Consider the following 21,375-nt stretch of genomic DNA (forward strand, 5'->3'; position numbering starts at 1 on the left):
GACTCCTGCGGGATGAACATGATTGGTGAGATCCCGGAAGGCGAAGCCTGAGGAAGCTTACCACAAGGGATGTTCGACTAAGATCGCCATCTCCTGTGGCAACGTCGAACGACCCTGCGTCGTGCAGGGCCGGAAAGCGAAATCGTCCCCCGAAGGACCTTTCGCTCAACAAATGTCTCGAAATCAAGTCTTTAACTCATGGGAGCTTTCCCTAAAAAAACATCCGTGTAGTCTGAGGCGTTTTGTAATAAATTTACGCTTTATGATTTCTAGGTCTATATAAGAGTATATAAAAGAATATAAACGTATATATCGAATTTATGCGCTTACATGGAGTTATGAAATTTATTTAATAGATGATATACTCTGTTCGTTCTTGCCGGATATAAGCACTGTTACGGACAGTGCGCTTCTAAAATAAACAGAAAGAGGTGCGCAATTGAACACACAAACAATTAAAGAACAATGGTTTGGAAACGTAAAAAACGATACGCTTTCAGGCATGGTTGTCGCAATGGCACTCATCCCTGAAGCGATCGCTTTCTCTATCATCGCTGGAGTCGACCCCATGGTAGGATTGTACGCTTCCTTCTGTATCGCCGTCGTTATTGCATTTATGGGCGGCCGGCCTGGAATGATTTCAGCGGCCACAGGTGCCATGGCTCTGCTCATGGTTACACTCGTTAGAGATTATGGTCTGGAGTATCTGCTTGCAGCTACGATTTTGACCGGAATCCTGCAGTTTATCTTAGGAGCCTTAAGGGTTGGACAGTTCATGAAGTTCATACCACGCTCCGTTATGATTGGTTTCGTTAACGCCCTTGCTATTTTGATCTTCACCTCTCAGCTGACCCATTTTGAAGGGGCCAATTGGGCCATGTACGCGATGGTAGCAGGTTCGTTAGCCATCATTTATATTCTTCCGAGGTTTACTAAAGCTGTACCATCACCACTCGTGGCCATTATCGTCATGACAGTAATTGCGATTAGTACAGGAACCGGATTGAAGACAGTCGGAGATATGGGCGAGTTATCTAGTACTCTGCCAATCTTTCTGCTTCCTGACATTCCATTGACTTTTGAAACATTGGAAATTATTTTCCCAATCTCCCTTGCTTTAGCTTTTGTCGGCTTACTTGAGTCATTATTAACTGCTCAAATTGTAGATGATATGACCGATACCGTCAGTGACAAAAACAAAGAAGCACGCGGTCAGGGTACTGCTAACGTTGTAGCCGGATTGTTTGGAGGTATGGCTGGATGTGCTATGATTGGCCAATCGGTCATAAACGTTTCTTCTGGAGGACGTGGACGTTTGTCCACCCTAGTCGCAGGAGTATTCATGATGCTCTTAATTATCGTCTTCAATGATTTACTGGTTCAAATCCCGATGGCCGTGCTGGTAGGTGTCATGATTATGGTCTCCATTGGAACCTTTGACTGGAGCTCTCTTACTCGATTCCACAAGGTGCCAATTACAGACACAGTGGTTATGGTGATCACCGTAGGAACTGTTGTTAAAACACATGATTTGTCTAAAGGTGTGTTGGCAGGTGTTATTTTAAGCGCCATCTTCTTTGTAGCTAAAATTTCTAAAATACATGTAGAAGAAGTGTATGAAGAGAGCACGAAGAAGCTAGTCTATCAAGTAAGTGGACAAGTATTCTTTGCTTCCATCGACAACCTGATGAAACACTTTGACTTCAATGCTGAAGCTAAAGAAGTTGTCATCGATTTTTCTGACTCCCATATCTGGGATGATTCAGCCGTAGCAGCTATTGATAAGCTGGTCCTGAAGTTCAGGGAATACGGCAAGGAAGTCCAGATTGTCGGGTTGAATAAAGATAGTTCACAGTTAGTCAAACGGCTTGCCGTTCACAATAAACCTAATGCTTCTGTATCCAACCATTAATAAAAAAGTGATTCCCATCAGCGGGAATCACTTTTTTATTATGAATAAGAGCCGTGTTTTGCGGCCCACTCATCTTTAAGCATGCTGTACACACATGAGTCCCGCCAGCTTCCTTTAACAAGAAGATCCTGACGCAAAACTCCTTCTCTGATCATTCCTATTTTCTCTAAGACATAAAGAGAAGCCACATTGTTTGGATTACAGGTGGCTGATACTCGGTGAAGATTACACGCTTCAAAACTGTGTTTCAATATGAGAAGGGCAGCTTCAGTCGCGTAACCTTTGCCCCAATGTTCCGGGTGTATAATAAAACCGATCTCACCCACGCCGTCCCAATCGATAATATTCATTTCAATGTTTCCAACAATCCTTCCGGTTTCATTCATCACAATAGTAAATACAAAGCGGCTGCGATGTCGAACCTCCCGATCACGAATCGCCTGTTGAACGAAAAAAATAGAATCCTGCTCGCTATTTGGGCCCCAAGGCTGAAATTTACATGCCTCTTTATTTGAAGCGTATGAGTGCAAAGCCTCCCAATCTTCAGGAACAATTTCTCTTAGATGCAATCGATCCCCTTTTTCAAGAATCTCCATTCGACTCACACTCCATTATATGAAAAATGTGGTATGAATTTTCACTTCCATTGATGATAAGCCTCCATCCATGCTTCAGGAGATTCTTTTACCATATACGTTTTCACTCCCTTAATGGTGTGTAAATACAACAGGCCATAATTGTCCGAAAATGGTTTATAAGAGACATCAAAAATATCTTTCAGCCGATATGTTTCCGTCGGAGTAATCACTTCGGATTCATAAAGATCTAATGTTGATCGTTCTTCTGTGTACACTTGTTGATTGTCTTTAATGACCCGTGTCTGCCACACGATCGGCTGCGAATAAAACAAAATAATCTTCCTTTCTTAAATCCATGCTTATTTCATTATACCCGATTCCTGCGTATTCGTATCATCTTGTCTGTTTTTGTCAATTAATGGAGAATGAAGAGTGTGAATGGCTTTCCTTATACGTCCTTTTATATTAGGATGGTAAAGGTGATTTTGCACAACCTAATCCTAATTGGAGGAACCATTATGAGTGATCGCAATAAAGGAATTCTATTACTGCTTATATCTGCATTCGGATTTTCTATGATGGCCGCGTTAGTGAAATTATCAGGAGAGGTGCCAACCGTACAGAAGACACTGTTTCGGAATCTCGTTTCAGCCGTCATCGCTTTTGGATTTGTGATGTATAATAAAGAGCGCTTGTTTGGAAAAAAAGAAAACCAAAAGCTTCTTCTCTCCCGTTCGGCCCTGGGTACCATTGGAATGGTCCTGTTTTTTTACGCAATAGATAATCTAGTCCTATCTGATGCGGATATGCTGAATAAACTGAGCCCATTCCTGCTTATTATATTTTCGGCTATCTTTTTGAAGGAAAGAGCACGGCTGTATCAAATCGTATCTATTATTATTGCTTTTATAGGTACTCTTTTTATTATTAAGCCAGCCTTTTCCGTAGAGTTCATACCCTATCTTGCCGGCGTGTTCTCCGCCGTTTTTGCAGCAGGTGCCTACACATTGCTGCGTGTTCTCGGGGATAAAGAGAAATTTTATACCATTGTCTTTTACTTCTCATTTTTTACAACGGTTTCTCTTCTCCCTTTTACAATAGCCTATTACGAACCCATGTCGTTACAACAATGGATTTACCTTCTTTCTGCAGGCGGATTCGCTACTCTAGGACAGTTTGGCTTAACTATAGCTTATAAATTTGCTCCTGCTAGAGAAATTTCAATCTTTTTCTATTCCACAGTGGTTTATTCCGCCCTGATCAGTATCTTCCTATTTGGACAGGTGCCTGATTGGCTCAGTATTCTCGGCTATGTAACGATTTTCGGAGCATCCTTTTATATGTTCCTTAAAAATAATCAAAACGCTAAAGTGCAGCATTCCAAAGCGTAAACGCAAGACCTTCCTTTTATACAAATGAGGAAGGTCTTTTTATATAGTGTTTTTTAACACCAGCACCAACATTCGGATAAATAAGGATTAATGAGTCCATAAACGTGGTATTTTTTACTAATGGCTATCAATATAGAGCTTAACAAGTCGGATCGTTCAACATTATTTATGAGACGTCGAAATTTCACTTTGAATAACTATATCTCTGGTCTATTCTAAGGTTAAACAATAGAAGTTTGGAGGGACCCTTATATGCATACCACACCGTATATTGTATTATTGTTCATTGGCTATCTCATTTTCACAATAGATAAGAAAAAAGAAGATCTACCCGTACCCCCTATTCTGACTTTGATAGGGATTGGCCTCTTCTTTATTCCCTACTTTTCATCAATAGAGGTTACTGAAAACTTAATTTACCATATATTTTTGCCTGGTCTTTTGTTCACTTCTGCTTATCGCTTTCCTCCCTCTGCTCTTAAAGAGAACGGAGGTATTATCGGTTTCTTTGCGACGATTGGCCTTATACTTACGGTTATTCTGCTAGGATCCATCATTTTTATCATTACTACACCGTTTGTATCTATGTCATTTACAGGGGCGATCTTAATTGCGGCCATGCTGACACCTACAGACCCGGTATCCGTGGCATCCATTTTAAAGCAGTCCTCCGGAGATGAAATGATGGCAGACGTGGTGGAAGGTGAGTCCTTAATCAATGACGGCACCAGCATTGTCATCTTCTCTGTCGTATCAGGAATTTTCCTTAAGAATGAGCCCTTTTCCTTCAGTTTCTTCTTAGGAGAGTTCCTACTTGTCTCGCTTGGTGGCATTTTCGTCGGATTATTATTCGGCTGGCTGTTCAGTAAAGCTATTCATTTTACCCATCATAAAGAATATCAGGTGATGCTCAGTATTATAGTAGCGTATGGGATTTTTAACCTTGCTGAATTCTTGGGTTTATCCGGTGTATTGGCCACGGTATTCGCTGGAATAATGCTTTCCTTTGAGTTTGGTCGGACAATTAAGGAAGACCACTTCCGTGAATCGCTCGATAATTTCTGGGGCATTGTTGAGATTTCTATTCTTTCTTTATTATTTTTACTGATTGGTATTGTATCCGCTGACCATCTGTCCTTTAATTACTGGTGGCTGGCTGTATTGATTTTCCTTGCCTCCATTATTGTGCGCTTTATAATCATAGCTGGAACTACGCAAGTCTTTCCGAAATGGCGGCAGAAAATTGGCTGGCGGAAGTCCTTTCTTCTTAGTTGGTCGGGTTTAAAAGGGACCATGTCTGTTTTTCTTATTTTAAGCCTTTCCACTCAGGGAGGGGACAGAACAGACCTCTTACTTTCATTAACATTTGCAGCCGTACTGCTCTCTCTTATTATTCAAAGCATCGGCATTTACCCATTATCAAAGAGGCTGCTAAAATAAAAAGGCTCTCTAGTGAATGGTAAAGATAGTTTTCATGAAAAACTTATTAAACAATAGGGCCGGATACATGAAGACTCAGTTTCGAGATATTGTGTGGAGAAGGGGGATCCAGAGAACGGCTCGCTTTCCCTTCCGCCCCTTTGCGATCATGGAGAGCTCGAAATATCCGCATAATCGCCTTCCATTGAGCAAGGATCATCTATAATCCACCCTAAGTTTTAAAAGTTATTTATATGTAGGAACCCTGCACTAGAAGCATTGTGTCTATCGGGGTGATGGAACAAGACGAGTTGTTTCCGTAGCCTCCCTCCCCGTTTTTTGCCAACGGACCCGAGTTATCACGAAACTGAGTATTACAGAAAAGGGAGCTTTATTTTAAAAGCAATAGGGCAGATTTTAGAGAGGCAAAAATGCATTCCAATTGAAAGCTGGACGGGGAAAATCCAGCTCTTCTGTACTTCCATAGAGAGAGTGAACAAATCTCCTAAAGAAAAAGGTAAAAGAAGAATAGTAAGGAGGTCGAAGCATGAATTCTTTTTTTATTTCAGTCATTATTATGGCTATAAGTGTAGCAGCACTGTTTCTCGTGTTCATACTTGTTCTTCTAAAAAGGAGTAACAATAAGAAGTGAACATGAGTGTCAGATATAATAAGCCCTTCTGTTAATGAACAGAAGGGCTTATTAAGTGTGAAAAATTTTCCTCAAGTGTCTTGTTTTAATTGCTTTAATAGCTCTAAAGTGTTTTCATATTCCTTTTCGAGAAGCGTTCGGTCTTCACTCATTCCTGGCATACTTAATCGACTAATAAGTTCGGACAGTTTAGTTTCCAGAGTCATCAAATTGTACACGTCTTCCTCTGCTTTCTGTGGTTTGCTCAAGGCTTCCTGCCATTCTTGCCACGTTCCATCAAAATAGTTCAGTTTTTCCTGTTCGATGATCCATAACTGATCCGCTGTTTTCTCCACAAACGTCCGGTCGTGGGTGACGTACAGAATCGTTCCCGGATAATCCTGGACCAATTTTTGCAAAGCTTCAATTGCTTCTATATCCAAATGATTGGTCGGTTCATCTAATATAAGCAGCTGTGCTTCACTGACAAGCATCCTGGCTAGAACAAGCTTCACTCGTTCTCCGCCGCTTAATACGTGAATTTTTTTATGGATAGCCTCCTCATAAAATCTAAGCCTGGCCAAGATAATTCGAACCACAGATTCTTCTAAACAACTCGTTTTCGATACATAGCCTAAAACCGTCTCCTCATCTGGCAGTGCTCCCATATTCTGATGAAAATATTCCGTCTTAACTCCTTTTGGAAACAGCTTTTTATGATGATTAAGCAAATACTGCAGAAAAGTAGATTTACCAGCTCCGTTTGCGCCTATAAATGCGGTCTTTGAACCTGTTTTCAGTAAAATATCGTCTATGTGAAAAAGAAATCTGTCTCCAGCCTGGATATTAACCTCTCTTAGCTGACAGATATACCTACTGTGGATCTTTGACAGATGGTCCATTTCCAGCTTCACTTGATCCCATTCAAATGGTTTGTCAGCACGGTCTAAACGATCCAGGCGGCGTTCAAGTGTTTTCCCTGTCCGCTCCACTTTCTTTTGTCTGGCAGCTGCTTTGTTTTTACCAAGCTGCCATTCAGAATTCCCCATACGTCTGGGAGGCTTCCTCATCCCTTTGGATTGGGTACGCTTTTGCTCAATACGATTTTCAATTCTTTTCTTTTCCTGAAGATACTGTACATGCTTTTCCATCTGCTGATCTCGTTCCTGTTCTTTTTGTTGCAGATAAAAGGAATAGTTTCCATTAAACTCTCTAATTTTCCCTTTTTCTAATTCCCAGATTTTATGGCACGTTCGGTCAAGAAGCGTTCGATCATGAGATACAATCACACAGGCTCCCGAGTGCTTCCGCAGCCGTTCCTCTACTTCTTCCACCCGAGACCAGTCCAGATCGTTCGTCGGTTCATCTAAAAACAACAGCCTGGCCGCATCCTGAAAGATAGCTTCGAGTTTGGCAAGTGTACGTTCACCGCCGCTTTGGCGCTCTTCCTTTGTTTCCTTATGAATTTGTTCTAATCGGTCATACGCTGTGTACCACTTCACTTGAGGAAGAATATCCAGTTCTCCAGTTAAGTAGCGGAGGAGCATGGTCTTACCCTGACCATTCCTTCCCACTAAACCGATTTTTTCCCCCTCGTGAATAGCTAATTCTTTTATATCCAGCAATGTTCGTTCACCGATCGAATAGTGAATATTTTTGGCATACATCAATAACATAAATAGACCTCCCTGTACGCTCCAGAGAAGTCATAGTCTGCTGCTTCGGCCATCCTCAAAAAAACCATAAAGGTGCCGAAAAGTCATACGTTTAAAGAAAGACAGACTAATCCTGTATCTGGAACGAGTAAAATTTCTTATTTACATACTCGTGTAGTGACAGGATTAGTACTTCATCGCTTTAAACGTCAGTCCCTTCTATTTCATCTTCGTTTATTATATGATGAACAGGAATATATTTGCAAGAAAATTCGGAAAGGGTGGTTCAGCATGGGGAAAGTCGTGTTATACATTGCGCAAAGTCTGGATGGTTACATTTCCAGAGAAGACGGTTCGATTGACTGGCTGTGGGACGGACAGGATAGCGGAACAGATTATGGTTTTGATGCGTTTTTCAATCAAATGGACACCGTAATCCTTGGGAGAAAAACCTATGAACAAATCTTTGAATTAACGAGCGAGTTTCCTTACCAATCCAAAGATGTCTATGTAGTAAGCCGTACGAAAGAAGGTCACGATTCCTATGCCACATTCATTCAGCCCGAACAAATTCTCCCGCTGTTGAATTTATTAAAAGCAGATAAAAATATCTGGCTGGTTGGCGGGGCACAGTTGATTGACCATTTTGTGAGCATGGGGCTTATTGATGAATACCATCTGGCGATCCAGCCCACCTTAATCGGCAGCGGGATTTCTCTCTTCAAGCCACATCAAAAAGAGCAGCAGCTTAACCTGCTGCGTACAGAAAAGTTCGATGATGGGATGATCGTTCTCACTTATCAGCTTAAATAAGCAGGTGTTCTGTACGATCACTTTCCCCCGCATAGCAAAAGAAAGGAATACTGAGTAAGCATAAAAGGGAGGAATTCTATGTTTCCAGACAAATTAAAACAAGGGGACGAAATACGGGTAATCTCTCCTGCCGAGAGCTTATCTATTATTGCTGAAGATCAACGCAAGCTTGCCATTCAACGTTTGGAACAGCTTGGCGTGCGTGTTAGTTATAGTACATATGCAGAGATAAATGATGAGTCTGCGCTTTCGCAATCCATTGAAAAAAGAGTCTCTGATCTTCATGAAGCTTTCAACGATGAACGCGTTACCATGATCCTTACTACGATTGGAGGTTTTGACAGCAATCAGCTTCTGCGTTATCTGGATTATGACCTGATCCGCCAAAACCCAAAAATCCTTTGCGGCTTTTCAGATATTACGGTACTTTCAAATGCCATTTACCAAAAAACTGGACTCGTTACCTATAACGGCCCCCACTTTTCTACATTCGGCATGAAGAAAGGTATTGAATACACATGGGCTCACTTTCGCCAGATGTTTACTCAACAAGCTCCTTACTTTATAGAGCAAGCAGACGACTGGAGTGACGACCGCTGGTTCCTCGATCAGGATAACCGTCAATTTTATACAAATGAAGGCTATGCTGTGATCAATGAAGGGTCGGCCACGGGAAGAACGCTTGGAGGGAATTTATGTACGTTAAATCTTCTTCAGGGGACCGAATACATGCCTGCACTTGAGAACACGATTCTTTTTCTTGAGGATGATGAAATGACCATTCCACAAACCTTTGACCGTGACCTGCAGTCCTTGATTCATCAACCCGGGTTTGATCAAGTGAAGGGACTTGTCATCGGCCGGTTTCAAAAAGAATCCAACGTTAGCCTCGATCACATTCACGCGATCATCCAATCAAAGCAGGAACTCTCAAACATCCCAGTCATTGCCCAGGCGAGCTTCGGCCATACCACACCGCAGTTCACTTTCCCTATCGGTGGGAAGGCTGCCATTCAGGCTTCTGGTCAAACAGCTTCCATTCAGATGATAGAGTACTAAATGCACCCGCATACACCAAACAAAAGGACGGGCTGAGCCGTCCTTTCTGCTGGTTTATTCGTTAACTAAATCGTACACTTTGTATACTTTTCCATTCTCAATATCTTTAGGTTTATTGATCAGATCCATAAGAATGGACGCTACTTCATGAGGGGATCTCAGCTGACCTTCTTCCTTCATTTGTTTAAATTTATCAACGTCTTTAAACTCTTCTTTAGAAGAGGCACGTATTTCTCCTTGCATATCCGTGTCCATGACTCCTGGGCTGAAAGCCAATATAACATGCTTGTTCCCTTCCTGCTCCAACGCCAGGGTTGAAGTAAACCGATTAATAGCTGCTTTTGCACTGCTATATGTACTCCATCCGTGAACCGGTCGTTCAGCTGCCCCGGAAGTGATATTAATAATCGAGGTCCCGATTTCTTTTTTATTCGCTTCTGCCAGACAGCGGTTAATTAATAGAACAGGAGCTGTCACATTTACTTGAAAATGCTTTTGAACAGAAGCAGGCTCTAATTGGCCCACCGGGTTAATCGGCTCAATCACTCCTGCATTATTTACCAGATATACGTAGTGGGTATCTTCGTGAAATGCTTCGTTAACAATAGCCTCAAGACCTTCCTCCAATTGGCCAGGGTCGCTCAAGTCACATGAAATGTGGGTATAGCTTACTTTTCTTTCATCTGCCAGCTTCTGCAAAGATTGGTTTTCGTTTCTCGATACAGAGATTAAGTGAACATTCTTTTCAATAAACTGTTTCGCAATGGACTCACCAAGTCCACGTGACGTTCCGGTAACAATAGCATACTGCATGTGAAAATCCTCCTTTTGTTTGCTATTTCTCATTATTCCCGTCTTCCTGAATAGAAAACCTAACCGTGTCCGCAGACTGCTTTACATCTATAATAGCAGCGTATATGATAAATGAAGCACTAGTTTGACTGATAGAAGAAGGAGTCTGACATGAAGTACCTCTACTTATTTATCATTTATGCAGGCGGGCTCGTAATCTCCAGTCTGGGTCTTGCCCTTATTATTAAATCTGGTTTGGGAGTAGGACCTGCCGATAGTATAGCTGTAGGTCTATCTATGCGCTTTCCGGTTACGGTAGGATCCGTTATGATTGCAGCTTTTGTCATATTACTGCTGATCAATGCGTGGCTTGAAAAAAAACGCCCGCAGTATGAATCTCTCATCCCCATTATTATAAGGGGACGGACCGTAGACCTGTTTTTATACGGGATGCTTGAAAACGCAAATTATGAAGTATGGTGGACTCAGTGGGGGACCTTTTCCCTTGGATTACTCGCTACGGCTTTGGGCGTTGCTGTTTATTTACGCACTCCCTTCCCGCGGATCCCACTCGACCACTTTATGATGATTATGAATGAAAAAACCAAACAGTCCAAAGGCTTTATCCGGATTATAGCAGAATCAGCGATGGCTCTTGTCGGCTATCTTTTAGGCGCTCCAGTGGGCATAGGAACACTTATCGTCGCTTTATTATTAGGACCCTTTATCCAATGGTCTTACTTCTGGGTGCGGCCGATTGCCAGGCTATGGTCAGATTCAGCCCGTTCTTCAAGTGCGTCGGACTGAATAACGAAGAAAGCGTGAAACATAACTGTTTCACGCTTTTTATATTTCTTATTCGTCGGTAAAATTAAGTTTTGTTACTCCAGTTTCTTCTAACTTCTTACCAATTTTCTCTTCTATTTGCACACGTTCTTCCATCATTTCATCGGTCATCTTATCCTGATTCGCCCCATAACGCTCGGCCATTTCTTTATCAGCGAGTTTTTCGACCAGCTTATCCCAGAAACTGAACTCATCGTACTCCTCTACGTACGTATCAAGCAGCTTAGATTCATAATCAACATCCAAATCATAAACATCCATTTCCTCCTGATGAACAACTCGATCCTCAAGCCCCGCTTCTTTATACTTGGCAAGCACAAGCTCTCGTACATCCTCAAACTCGTCATCCAGTTCCATGCGGGTGGAATTAACCATCCAAGTGCCCAAATATACCGTCTCTACTAATTTTTCATACTGTTTCTGAGATAGCTCAAGATTGACTTTTCCCATTCTTATTCCTCCATTTCATCAATGGTTCGTTGGAATTATATCATAATTCCTTTCTATAACTCCAAAGAACGAAAAAGCGGTATGCCGGCCAAGGGCCAAGCAAACCGCTTTTTTTATTGAGCTTTTTGATTGCTGCTGAAAATCGAGGCATCCGGAGATATACCGGCTTCCTCTTCGTACCGCTGCTGAAGAAGACGCGTCACAGCTCCTGGATTTCCATCTCCAATCTGCAGATGGTCTACTTTTAAGATTGGCATAATCTCAGATGTACTACTGGATAGGAACAATTCATCTGCGTATTGAAGGTCTTCAATTTCAAACGATTCTTCTACAAAATCAATATTCTGGGAGTCGCAGAAAGCTTCTACACGCATTCTTACACACCCGTGCAAAATATTTTTCTTAGCTGGGTGTGTATAAACCTTACCATTCTTCACCATATACACATTGGAAGAACTGCATTCGGTAACTTTGCCGTCTTTATGAAGCACCGCTTCGTAACAATTTTGTTCTTCAGCTGCTTGTTTGGCCATAACATTTGGAAGCAGATTCAGGCTTTTAATATAGCACCAGTCCCAGCGCACATCTTCATGGGTAATGGTGTGGACGCCACCGGCTATTAAATCCGTTGGACGCGGCAAATCTTTAACATAAGCATACAGGTTAGCTACTATGTCCTTAGGAAACGCATGGTTCCTTGGGGCAGAACCACGAGTGATTTGTAAGTACACTTTCGCGTCGCTTTCTACCTGGTTGAGTTCCAATAAACGTTTTAAATGATCATACATTTCTTCCTGTGTATAGGGTACATTTATTTTTACAGCGGCTGCTGATCTATATAAACGCTCTACATGTTCTTTTAACAGATAAAACTTGCCGTTATATACGCGGATAACTTCGTAAATGCCATCGCCGAACTGCAATCCCCGTTCCTCAAACGGATAGCGGAGTTCATTCTGATGAATAAAATCATCTTCTGTTAATATGCGATCATAAATTGTCATGAGATCGTCCTCCTTACAAATTCATTCATTAACGCCTAGTTTATCAAAAAAAATATATTCAAACACGTTTTTACTTATAATCCATCATTTCCCCTACAGTTCTTCCTGAAATGTAGATGGTTGATTGGAAATGAGTGTACCGAAGTTTTTTCCTTTGCACAAGTCCATCATGACTCCCGACTGATTGAAATTAAAGATGTGTACAGGTACTTGATGGTCCCGAGCTAACAATAAGGCCGATTGATCCATTACCTGAATATCCTGTAGTAAAACATCATTATAATTTAAATTACCATATAATTTAGCATCCTGATTCGTTACAGGATCCGCCGTATATACGCCATTCACTCCCTGCTTAGCAACAAGAATGGAATCGCACTCCAATTCAATCGCACGCTGTACAGCAGGATAATCGGTCGTCACAAAAGGCTGGCCGTTTCCACCCGCCAGAATGACAATATAACCTTTATCAAGGTGATACATGGCTTTTAAGCGTATATAGGGTTCAGCTACGGAAGTAATCGGGATCGAAGTCATTACCCGGACTTCTTTCTCTGTTTTATTTTTTAAAACCCCGCGAAGCATCAGGCTGTTAATCACAGTGCCTATGGTTCCTATATTATCAGCCTCGACTCGATCGATTCCCCACACTTCTGCCGTTTTTCCTCTGAAGATGTTCCCTCCGCCTACTACCAAGGCAACCTCCACACCGGCTTCCGTCAGATTCAGAATTTCATTCGCTATATGTTCCAGGCTATTATGATCAAAATTCTCCTCGCTGTCCCCACTGAGTGCCCCACCGCTGATTTTCAACAGTACACGTTTATACCTCATCAACCTGTCCTCCCCGGTTTAAAAAAAGAGCATAGACAAAAGTCTATGCTCTACTGCGGGAGCGGAAATAACAATTCGGCCATTGGTTTAACCAAACGATGTGTAAAGGCCTTCATAGTTCCCGCTCCTCTCCTGTTATTAGCTACTCATCATTGTATCATATGCTGTAAGGGAAGTAACGTTTCTTCACTGTAGAGGTACGTTGACTTGAAAGCTTGGTTGTTCGCTGGGAACATCTTTCCCTTTTTTATCAATAAGCGGGTAGAATAACAGGGAGAGATTCTCGGTCTTTTCGTGCACCTCAAAATCTTCCACCTGGACATATTGAAAAGTAGAAAATGTTCCCTTTACCGTTCCTGTCGTCTCTCCACTAAAGTTTGTCCCATTCGTATCTACAACCTTGACTAAAAACTGGACAGCACCTTCCTCTTTCTTCCACTTATAATTCTTCTTTTGTGCCAGATCTAATTTCCCGTATGAAATTCCCAGATAGAGTTTTCCTGTATCCAGACCATGGTACAACGGAGTAACCTGGACACCTGAACCTTCAATCTCGAGTGGCGAAGAAGTAAGAGAAACAGGACGTCTTTCAGGGGAAGCTGTCATGGGATATGTCTCCCCCTGCGCAAGCTGGTTGAAGTCTTTGTTGATCTGAAAAAAAATAATAACGATCAGCAGAACAGCCAGAAAACCATACAGTGTCCAACGGAGTGCTTTCATCGCTTCCACCTCTCGCATCCGATATAATGAATCTTTAGAATATTATACCAGATATTTTACAGACCTCCGCGTAACAATCCCAAGATAGTAAAAAAGACTGTCTCCGCGGGCTTTAGTAAGTCCCCACATCGACAGTCTTCGCTATTATAAGTATTTCTTCTGTATTTTTTTACCGCTATAGCTGAACACTACATCTCTATGTTCTATTCTTGTTTCTAAATGGACCGGACGTCCCCACAATTGATAAACGTAAGGGATGGTTTTCTCTAAATAACTGACATCCAGTTCAACCTCTTCATAATGATGCTTTAAATATAGCTCTCCGCTCTTTATATAATCTCCGTCCTGAACCGTAATATAAGGGAAACCTCCATTGACTCTCATTGTGACCAGCTGATCCCTTACCGCCTCATGGTCCTTATCCGTAATTTTATATTTCTGCCCTTGCTTTTGAAATAAGTATAAATCTTCCTGACGCACAAGTTCCTTGGTCAAATAGTTCCTGATAAAGCTTTGATCTGATTCAATTTCACGAACTTCAAACATCTTTTCTCTGCCGGAATTATCCTGAATGCCATGCTTTTTCATTTCTTCCGTCGGGTTATCATACCTGTACTCAATGTCTTCAAATATTTTCAATCCTAAGTAATAAGGATTGAGCTGAGTTTTCGAGGGCTGCACGACGCTCGCGTTTAACTTGGCAAAGTCGATTACTTCATCACTGGTCAAATCCATCTCTCTCAAAATTCTGGCATGCCAATAAGAAGCCCAGCCTTCGTTCATGATTTTTGTTTCCAGCTGTGGCCAGAAATAAAGCATCTCTTCTCTCATCATCGTTAAGATGTCACGCTGCCAGTCCTCAAGCTCGCGGCTGTATTGTTCAATAAACAAGAGCAAGTCCTTTTCAGGTTTTGGCGGGAATTTCTTTTTCTTACGGTACATGGACTGATCTTCCGAAGACGACTCATCAATCTTCCAAATATCATCGTACGGAGTGGATATGGATTTCTCAGTACTCTCTTCATCTTCATCCATCGTCCAGGCTAATTTGGGCCTTACAATCGATGGATCGATATGCTCCTGAATCGCAAGTACAGCGTCTAAGAAAGACTCGACTTCAGCTTTACCATACAACTTATCATAGGAGGCAATTCGTTCAGCCGTCGCTGCCATGCTTTCAACCATATCCCGTTTTGTATTCTGGAAACGCGCGTTATTTTTGAAAAAGTCACAATGGGCAAGTACGTGAGCTACAATCAGTTTATTTTGAATCAAACTATTGGAGTTCAGTAAAAAGGCGTAACAAGGATTTGAATTTATCACCAGTTCATAAATTTTACTTAAACCGAGATCATATTGTATCTTCATTTTGTAATACTGTTTTCCAAAGCTCCAGTGAGAAAAGCGCGTAGGCATTCCATACGCTCCAAAAGTATAAATGATATCATCAGGACAAACCTCATAGCGCATCGGATAAAAGTCAAGACCGAATCCCTTGGCAATCTCCGTAATTTCCTTGATCGCATTGTGCAGTTGTTTCTGGTCCTCTGGTTTCAAAGGGCCCCTCCTCCTTTGATTTCACTTATCTTACTATATGAGAAGGAGCGAGAGAACATGAAAGATTGATGCTTCTAATCTTTCATTGGGGACTAGAGGATTTTAGCCATAGCATACTCATCTACCCATTGATGATTTACATATAATGAATCACGTTTGACCCCTTCTTTTATAAAACCAGCTTTCTTGTACAGTTGGATAGCCGGCTCATTATGTACCATTACAGTCAACTCAATACGGTGAACTTGATTCTTCCGCGCCCATTCTTCCATTTTACTGAACATTTGAGAAGCGACCCCCTGTCCCTGATACATTTTCAGGACACCAGTAACAATCTGAACGGTGTGCCGGTTTCGCTCGGCACGCCCGCCAATACACATGATATGCCCAATCAGTTCACCTGCATTTTCAGCAGCCAGTATAACTGCATTCTCCTGTTCCTGGATGCTTTCGAGCATGGATTCTGCCTGCTCCACACTCATCTGGCGTTCCCCAGCCCCATATAAAAGAAAATCAGTTTCCGCTTCCAGCTGTTCTCCTAACTTAACGTAAGCTTCAGCCATAATTGGCGTAAGTGTAATGATTCTCATGACAAGCACCTCCTTTATGTTTTAGCTCAGATAAACCTCCAAGTTGATTTCCCTTAAAAGCTCCCGTTTGTTGAAGACTTGATCTCGAGATAAATGGGTCCGTGACGTTAGATGGATAAGGGACACGTAAACACACGTAAAAACCACTATGGACCATAGATGATCTTGGTTCATTGGAAGGCGATTATGCTGAGAATTTCGAGCGCTCCATGATCACAAAGGGGCGGAGGGAAATGGTGAAGACTCCTGCGGGATGAACATGATCGGTGAGATCCCGGAAGGCGAAGCCTGAGGAAGCTCACCACAAGGGATGTTCGACTAAGATCGCCACGTCCTGTGGCAACGTCGAACGCCCCTGCGTCGTGCAGGGCCGCGGAAAGCGAGCCAAGCCGTCCCCTGAAGCCACTTTCTCTACAAAATATCTCGAAACTGAGTCTTACAGTAACCGGTCCTTTAGCTTAATATACATTTGTGAAAATGAACAAATAGCTTTTAAATGATTGGCTCTATTATATCAAATTGATTGAGATGGAGGGCTTCTCTGCAAGAAAAAACCAGGTCCTCTTACGAGGCACCTGGTTCATCTAAACTACTTTGCTTCTGGAAAAACTCGATCAACCATTTGACCGAACTCCTGGAAAAAGCCACGTACAGGCTCTCCATTTTCCACGTCATTAACATAATTATTCGTTAAATCAATGAAGTCGGGATTAGTGGAAACATAAACATTGTTTATATCCTGATCTGTATTTTTTACAGCCTTGGTAATACCCTCTTCCACCTTGTCCGTCATACTCTCTTCACCGCTGTTATTGTCCATCACTGCTGCCACATACGCATTATCACGCGTTTTTAAAACGTAAGCTTCGTCGACGCCTTTAACATTTTTCTCAATATTAACCGCCGCATCTTTAGCGACGTGATAATTCGTATTATGAACCATACCGCGGTCGTTGTCATAGCGGTTAGCCCGGTTACCTTCTTCGTACATATTATCGGCCATTCGCTGAAAACGTGTGTTTTGCACACCTTCATAATTATCCTGGCCAGTGCCTGTTTCCTGTTCTGCTTGACACGCGACCAGAGAGGAAGCAGCTAAAAGACCAATAGCAAATGCTCTTATTTTCATGGTTTATTCCTCCTTAGGCAGCTTACACATATTATGTGAAATTCAAAAGCAAATATGCGATGAAACATCTGCCGGAATAAACCACCAAATCCCATAATAAAAAGGCCTTTCTAAGAAAGACCTCTTACCCTGAAAATGGTAAACTCCACCAAATATTAAAAAATAATATAAAGACGAATAAAATAGCATTAACAAATAACAAAAATATTGGCAGCAATTTAAACGAACCCGTCAGTCCAGCATACATTTTCCTTAATAAAATAAAACCTACAATCAATACTATGTATAAGGACAAGAACCAAATCCATTTGTAGTTCGTAGAAGCTTCCACACCTATTTCGTATCCGATCCCATAAACCAGCCAAGCACCCAAAAAACCATAATGGAGAAGGGAATAAACCTTCTTTCCCCATTCAAATAGTGTAATGAAAGGTATGCGTTTACTGCTAATACTGCACCTATAACTTCGCAAATCAAAACCATCACACGGTGAACTGTATCTGCTTCAGCTGTTACGAAGCTTAAAAGCAAAAATAACCCGAAGGCGATGACCCCGCCAAAATTTGCATATTCCCATTGTTTCTTGGTCACCACTGTAATCTCCCTTCATATACCTTAAAAAACATTTCAAAGTTACTATACCATCATAACAAACCACAACTGCGCATGTGGGAAAAAAGCTCAAAATCACTCGTTTTTCCCAAAATTGTGACGAACTTTCTGACTGATAATTACCCGAATAGGAGACAATAAAAACAATCCTTTTAAGAAGGATGTGACCCAGTGAATTATCAGGATTATGACAAAGCACTGCATTTTATGATCTGGGGTCAGTGGGATGATTTACTTGTCCTGATGGTACGCACACGAGACCAGTTTTTATCCAAAAAAATTGAGACGTTTCTGCATGCCAGTTACTACCCGGGACATGAAAGCCAGATGCTTGAGTCCCATGAAGCTTTGTTAAATTATATTGACCACGCACAAACAACACTTGCCTACCCGGCGTTCAGATAAATCAAATCGCAAAATGTAAAAAAACACCACCTCAGGTCATCCATAATATGGATGACCTGAGGTGGTTATTAATGTAAAATAAGCAGACCGGAGTCTGCTTATTTTACGTTCTTGGATAATCCTGATGGATCGAATGAACGTGCATTTCATCAATTATCATATGCTTAGGTGCTTCAAGCATATAAACGATAGTTTGAGCTATATCTTCTACCTTAAGCCAATCTGATTTTTCTGGTTCTCCTTGCGTGCTGTTTGCAAAATACGGGTCCACTTTACCAGGATTAATGGTACCCGCACGTATGCCATCCCTGCGCACTTCCTGCGCTAGTGATCCCATGAACCCTTGTACCGCATATTTGGTAGCGGTGTATAGAGAACCATTCTCAGGAATCGTATATCTCGACACATCAGAAGCGACCGTCAATATCGTACCCGATTTTTGTTTTCTCATAAACGGAAGCACGGATTTTGAGGCAAGAAACACGCCTTGTACATTAATATCAAACGTTTTCTTCCATTCTTCGACGGTGACAGACTCTACGGGTTTGCTTTCCCCAATCCCTGCATTGTTGATTAAAATGTCGATTCTGCCATAGGCATTTCTCGTTGCCTGAACTACGTGATCCACATCGTTCTCATTGCTCACATCCGCTGTAAATGAAAGAACATCTGCATATCCATAAGCTTTCAAATCCTCTCTCGTCTTATGAATATCTTCAGAACTTCCAAAAATTGAAAGTTTAACTCCTTTGGCCACTAATTGGAAAGCCAGTTCACGGCCTATCCCCCGGGAAGCTCCCGTTACTATAGCCACTTGGTCTTTTAACAAAGGAACCTTCCTCCTTTACGTCCTTTCCGGCTTAAATTCTGTTTTCAGCTTATAGTCCAGCTGAAAAAGATCGTGCCGGCGGTCCTGCAATTGCCTTACCGTACCTGACTTGCGCTGACGTCTTAAAATCTCGAGATCCACATCTCCAACAACAACAGTTTCTACGTTCGGGTTACACTCTCCGATAATTCCATCGCGAGCAAATTCAAAATCAGACGGAGTGAAAATACCGGATTGAGCGTACTGAATGTCCATATTTTCCACCTGCGTCATGTTCCCTACAGTACCAGAGATAACCGTGTACACCTGGTTCTCCACAGCACGTGCTTGAGCGCAGTAACGAACTCTCAGGTAACCTTGACGGTCATCTGTACAAAACGGAACGAAAATAATGTTCGCTCCCTGATCTACAGCGTACCGGGCCAATTCAGGGAACTGAATATCATAACAAATTTGAATGGCGATTTTTCCACAGTCCGTATCAAATACTTTCACGGCGTCTCCAGGTTGAATTCCCCACCACGTACGCTCATTCGGGGTGACATGAATCTTATATTGTTTCTCAATCGTTCCGTCTCTTCGGAATAAGTAAGAAATATTATAGATTTTTTCATCTTCCTCTACAAAGTGAGAGCCTCCGATTATATTGACATTATACTTCACAGCCAGATGGGTGAACATTTCAATATAGTCCTCTGTATAATCCGATAATCTTCTTACGGCTTTCGATGGAACTTTTTCTTCTAAAAATGACATGAGCTGGGTGGTGAAAATTTCAGGAAAGACCGCAAAATCACTGCCATAATCGGCAGCCACATCTACATAATACTCGCACTGTTTTTTGAACTCCTCAAATGAGTCGATGTTTTTCATCATGTATTGAATGACCATAATCCGAACAGGATTACTTGTTTTAAAATGTCGCTTCGTACGTGCGCGGTAGTCAATATTATTCCATTCCATCAGCGTTGCATATTTAGAGGAAAGATCGTCGTCCGGTAAGTAATTTGGGTTGATACGCATGACCGTGAACCCGTTCATAATTTGAAAGGTGAGTACCGGATCATAAATGCTTTGACTCCGGACCTCTTCTACATATTCCCTGGGGGTCATCTCGTCCTCATATTTATGATAATTTGGGATCCTTCCTCCTATGATAATGCTCTTCAAGTTCAATTCCCTGGCCAAATCTTTACGTGCTTCATATAATCGGCGGCCAATCTTCATTCCGCGGTATCCTGGGTGTACCATGACTTCAATACCATAAAGATTGTATCCATCCGGATCATGATTTGTGATGTAGCCTTTGTCTGTAATGTCGTCCCACGTATGCCGATCATCATATTCATCAAAGTTAACGACCAGACTGGAGCAGCTTCCTATAATCTGTCCATCAAACTCTACGACAAACTGCCCTTCCGGAAAAATCTTCAAATGACTTTCCAGATGGTCTCTTTTCCAAGGTTCCATGTTAGGAAAACAGACTTGCTGTAATTCAAAAATCTGCTCTATATCTTTTTCCTGCATATGTCGTACAATCATTTTCTTTTCGTATTGAGTTAAATCTATTTTAGACACGTTATCCCTCTCCTTATTGTCTTTCTTCCCTCAATTCTATCGTACTTAACCCCAAAAATCAGAGTCCAGTACCCCCATACATAATTTTTTCATAAAAGCTCCCGTTACTTGAAGACTCAGTTTCGAGACATTTGTTGAGCGGAAGGTCCTTCGGGGGACAATTTCGCTTTCCGGCCTTGCACGACTCAGGGTCGTTCGACGTTGCCATACGACGTGGCGTTCTTAGTTGAACATCCCTTGAGGTGAGCTTCCTCGGGCTTAACAGCCCTGCGGGATCTCACCGATCATGTTCATCTCGCAGGTGTCTACATCGTTCCCCCTACGGACCTTGCCGAATTAGAAACTCGAAACCACCTAACATACTGTTTGCTAGATGAGAAAAAAGCATGGGGTGATGAGATTATTTTCATACTAGAACGATGTGAAAAAGCTTGTTATAGAGCAATTTAGGAGGTGAGCATTCTCTCTTGGAAAGGGTCCGTTATTTTTACGTGGCTAGGGTGGCGAAGGAAACGACGAGACTCCCTGGTTAAAAGCGGAAGCACCTTGGTCAGCGGCGTATGGACTGGAC

General features: G+C 41.9%; 21 protein-coding genes. 7 read left to right on the forward strand and 14 right to left on the reverse strand.

The genetic code is table 11. The features are described 5' to 3' along the window. The first annotated feature begins 439 nt into the window (after positions 1-439). Positions 440-1,912, forward strand: coding sequence for a SulP family inorganic anion transporter (locus BMZ06_RS17025; protein WP_089753853.1), 1,473 nt, complete (start codon positions 440-442; stop codon positions 1,910-1,912). A 38-nt stretch (positions 1,913-1,950) separates the two neighbouring features. Here BMZ06_RS17025 and BMZ06_RS17030 read toward each other — a convergent pair whose 3' ends face one another. Beyond that, positions 1,951-2,508, reverse strand: coding sequence for a GNAT family N-acetyltransferase (locus BMZ06_RS17030; RefSeq protein WP_089753855.1), 558 nt, complete (start codon positions 2,506-2,508; stop codon positions 1,951-1,953). Between the two features lie 41 nt (positions 2,509-2,549). Then, a complete protein-coding gene (locus BMZ06_RS17035) occupies positions 2,550-2,822 on the reverse strand; it encodes a hypothetical protein (RefSeq protein ID WP_089753857.1) in 273 nt (90 codons plus the stop codon). Between the two features lie 186 nt (positions 2,823-3,008). Between BMZ06_RS17035 and BMZ06_RS17040 the strand changes: the two genes are divergently transcribed. Both BMZ06_RS17040 and BMZ06_RS17045 read left to right on the forward strand, forming a co-directional pair. Next, positions 3,009-3,881: a DMT family transporter gene (locus BMZ06_RS17040; RefSeq protein ID WP_089753859.1), complete on the forward strand. Its 873-nt coding sequence runs from the start codon at positions 3,009-3,011 to the stop codon at positions 3,879-3,881. Between the two features lie 252 nt (positions 3,882-4,133). Continuing rightward, positions 4,134-5,321, forward strand: coding sequence for a cation:proton antiporter (locus BMZ06_RS17045; RefSeq protein WP_089753860.1), 1,188 nt, complete (start codon positions 4,134-4,136; stop codon positions 5,319-5,321). A 702-nt stretch (positions 5,322-6,023) separates the two neighbouring features. Here the strand turns inward: BMZ06_RS17045 and abc-f are convergent. Then, complete coding sequence (abc-f, locus tag BMZ06_RS17050) at positions 6,024-7,607, reverse strand: ribosomal protection-like ABC-F family protein (protein ID WP_089753862.1); 1,584 nt, start codon at positions 7,605-7,607, stop codon at positions 6,024-6,026. A gap of 270 nt (positions 7,608-7,877) precedes the next feature. Between abc-f and BMZ06_RS17055 the strand changes: the two genes are divergently transcribed. Both BMZ06_RS17055 and BMZ06_RS17060 read left to right on the forward strand, forming a co-directional pair. Beyond that, the gene (locus BMZ06_RS17055) at positions 7,878-8,399 is read left to right on the forward strand and encodes a dihydrofolate reductase family protein (protein ID WP_089753864.1); all 522 of its coding nucleotides are present in this window, start codon (positions 7,878-7,880) and stop codon (positions 8,397-8,399) included. 78 nt (positions 8,400-8,477) lie between these two features. Continuing rightward, on the forward strand, positions 8,478-9,458 hold the full coding sequence (locus BMZ06_RS17060; RefSeq protein ID WP_089753867.1) for a S66 family peptidase: 981 nt from the start codon (positions 8,478-8,480) through the stop codon (positions 9,456-9,458). Between the two features lie 54 nt (positions 9,459-9,512). Here BMZ06_RS17060 and BMZ06_RS17065 read toward each other — a convergent pair whose 3' ends face one another. After that, positions 9,513-10,271: a (S)-benzoin forming benzil reductase gene (locus BMZ06_RS17065; RefSeq protein WP_089753869.1), complete on the reverse strand. Its 759-nt coding sequence runs from the start codon at positions 10,269-10,271 to the stop codon at positions 9,513-9,515. Between the two features lie 150 nt (positions 10,272-10,421). Here BMZ06_RS17065 and BMZ06_RS17070 point away from each other — a divergent pair, with 150 nt between their 5' ends. Continuing rightward, positions 10,422-11,057 (forward strand): YczE/YyaS/YitT family protein, encoded by a 636-nt coding sequence (locus BMZ06_RS17070; protein ID WP_089753871.1) that lies wholly within the window; start codon positions 10,422-10,424, stop codon positions 11,055-11,057. 48 nt (positions 11,058-11,105) lie between these two features. Here the strand turns inward: BMZ06_RS17070 and BMZ06_RS17075 are convergent, their stop codons facing one another. The 8 genes from BMZ06_RS17075 to BMZ06_RS17110 form a co-directional block, all read right to left on the reverse strand. Further along, positions 11,106-11,546, reverse strand: a complete 441-nt coding sequence (locus BMZ06_RS17075; RefSeq protein ID WP_089753873.1) for a hypothetical protein — start codon at positions 11,544-11,546, stop codon at positions 11,106-11,108. A gap of 113 nt (positions 11,547-11,659) precedes the next feature. After that, on the reverse strand, positions 11,660-12,550 hold the full coding sequence (gene dat / locus BMZ06_RS17080) for a D-amino-acid transaminase (protein WP_089753875.1): 891 nt from the start codon (positions 12,548-12,550) through the stop codon (positions 11,660-11,662). A 93-nt stretch (positions 12,551-12,643) separates the two neighbouring features. Next, positions 12,644-13,384 (reverse strand): UMP kinase, encoded by a 741-nt coding sequence (gene pyrH / locus BMZ06_RS17085; RefSeq protein WP_425431787.1) that lies wholly within the window; start codon positions 13,382-13,384, stop codon positions 12,644-12,646. A gap of 186 nt (positions 13,385-13,570) precedes the next feature. Beyond that, on the reverse strand, positions 13,571-14,104 hold the full coding sequence (locus BMZ06_RS17090; protein ID WP_089753879.1) for a hypothetical protein: 534 nt from the start codon (positions 14,102-14,104) through the stop codon (positions 13,571-13,573). 144 nt (positions 14,105-14,248) lie between these two features. Further along, positions 14,249-15,661 (reverse strand): SpoVR family protein, encoded by a 1,413-nt coding sequence (locus BMZ06_RS17095; RefSeq protein WP_089753881.1) that lies wholly within the window; start codon positions 15,659-15,661, stop codon positions 14,249-14,251. Positions 15,662-15,753: 92 nt separating this feature from the next. After that, positions 15,754-16,251 (reverse strand): GNAT family N-acetyltransferase, encoded by a 498-nt coding sequence (locus BMZ06_RS17100; protein ID WP_089753882.1) that lies wholly within the window; start codon positions 16,249-16,251, stop codon positions 15,754-15,756. 589 nt (positions 16,252-16,840) lie between these two features. Then, positions 16,841-17,380 carry a YhcN/YlaJ family sporulation lipoprotein gene (locus BMZ06_RS17105; RefSeq protein WP_089753884.1) on the reverse strand — a complete coding sequence of 180 codons (540 nt, stop codon included), beginning with the start codon at positions 17,378-17,380 and terminating at the stop codon, positions 16,841-16,843. Positions 17,381-17,713: 333 nt separating this feature from the next. After that, positions 17,714-17,971, reverse strand: a complete 258-nt coding sequence (locus BMZ06_RS17110; protein WP_089753886.1) for a hypothetical protein — start codon at positions 17,969-17,971, stop codon at positions 17,714-17,716. Between the two features lie 192 nt (positions 17,972-18,163). On the opposite strand from BMZ06_RS17110, the gene BMZ06_RS17115 reads away from it, so the two are divergent. Then, a complete protein-coding gene (locus BMZ06_RS17115; RefSeq protein ID WP_089753888.1) occupies positions 18,164-18,397 on the forward strand; it encodes a YhdB family protein in 234 nt (77 codons plus the stop codon). Between the two features lie 103 nt (positions 18,398-18,500). Here the strand turns inward: BMZ06_RS17115 and BMZ06_RS17120 are convergent, their stop codons facing one another. Both BMZ06_RS17120 and BMZ06_RS17125 read right to left on the reverse strand, forming a co-directional pair. Then, a complete protein-coding gene (locus BMZ06_RS17120) occupies positions 18,501-19,226 on the reverse strand; it encodes an SDR family oxidoreductase (protein WP_089753890.1) in 726 nt (241 codons plus the stop codon). A gap of 15 nt (positions 19,227-19,241) precedes the next feature. Further along, positions 19,242-20,804, reverse strand: coding sequence for a bifunctional GNAT family N-acetyltransferase/carbon-nitrogen hydrolase family protein (locus tag BMZ06_RS17125; RefSeq protein ID WP_089753892.1), 1,563 nt, complete (start codon positions 20,802-20,804; stop codon positions 19,242-19,244). Between the last annotated feature and the right edge of the window lie 571 nt (positions 20,805-21,375).

This window comes from Halobacillus alkaliphilus, from assembly GCF_900113125.1.
Lineage (GTDB): Bacteria > Bacillota > Bacilli > Bacillales > Halobacillaceae > Halobacillus > Halobacillus alkaliphilus.

Coding starts and splice junctions, on each gene's coding strand:
- BMZ06_RS17040 (WP_089753859.1), top strand. CDS start 3,009: ATGAGTGATCGCAATAAAGGAATTCTATTACTGCTTATATCTGCATTC.
- BMZ06_RS17030 (WP_089753855.1), bottom strand. CDS start 2,508: ATGGAGATTCTTGAAAAAGGGGATCGATTGCATCTAAGAGAAATTGTT.
- BMZ06_RS17105 (WP_089753884.1), bottom strand. CDS start 17,380: ATGAAAATAAGAGCATTTGCTATTGGTCTTTTAGCTGCTTCCTCTCTG.
- BMZ06_RS17045 (WP_089753860.1), top strand. CDS start 4,134: ATGCATACCACACCGTATATTGTATTATTGTTCATTGGCTATCTCATT.
- BMZ06_RS17055 (WP_089753864.1), top strand. CDS start 7,878: ATGGGGAAAGTCGTGTTATACATTGCGCAAAGTCTGGATGGTTACATT.
- BMZ06_RS17070 (WP_089753871.1), top strand. CDS start 10,422: ATGAAGTACCTCTACTTATTTATCATTTATGCAGGCGGGCTCGTAATC.
- abc-f (WP_089753862.1), bottom strand. CDS start 7,607: ATGTTATTGATGTATGCCAAAAATATTCACTATTCGATCGGTGAACGA.
- BMZ06_RS17060 (WP_089753867.1), top strand. CDS start 8,478: ATGTTTCCAGACAAATTAAAACAAGGGGACGAAATACGGGTAATCTCT.
- BMZ06_RS17075 (WP_089753873.1), bottom strand. CDS start 11,546: ATGGGAAAAGTCAATCTTGAGCTATCTCAGAAACAGTATGAAAAATTA.
- BMZ06_RS17100 (WP_089753882.1), bottom strand. CDS start 16,251: ATGAGAATCATTACACTTACGCCAATTATGGCTGAAGCTTACGTTAAG.
- BMZ06_RS17090 (WP_089753879.1), bottom strand. CDS start 14,104: ATGAAAGCACTCCGTTGGACACTGTATGGTTTTCTGGCTGTTCTGCTG.
- pyrH (WP_425431787.1), bottom strand. CDS start 13,384: ATGAGGTATAAACGTGTACTGTTGAAAATCAGCGGTGGGGCACTCAGT.
- BMZ06_RS17065 (WP_089753869.1), bottom strand. CDS start 10,271: ATGCAGTATGCTATTGTTACCGGAACGTCACGTGGACTTGGTGAGTCC.
- dat (WP_089753875.1), bottom strand. CDS start 12,550: ATGACAATTTATGATCGCATATTAACAGAAGATGATTTTATTCATCAG.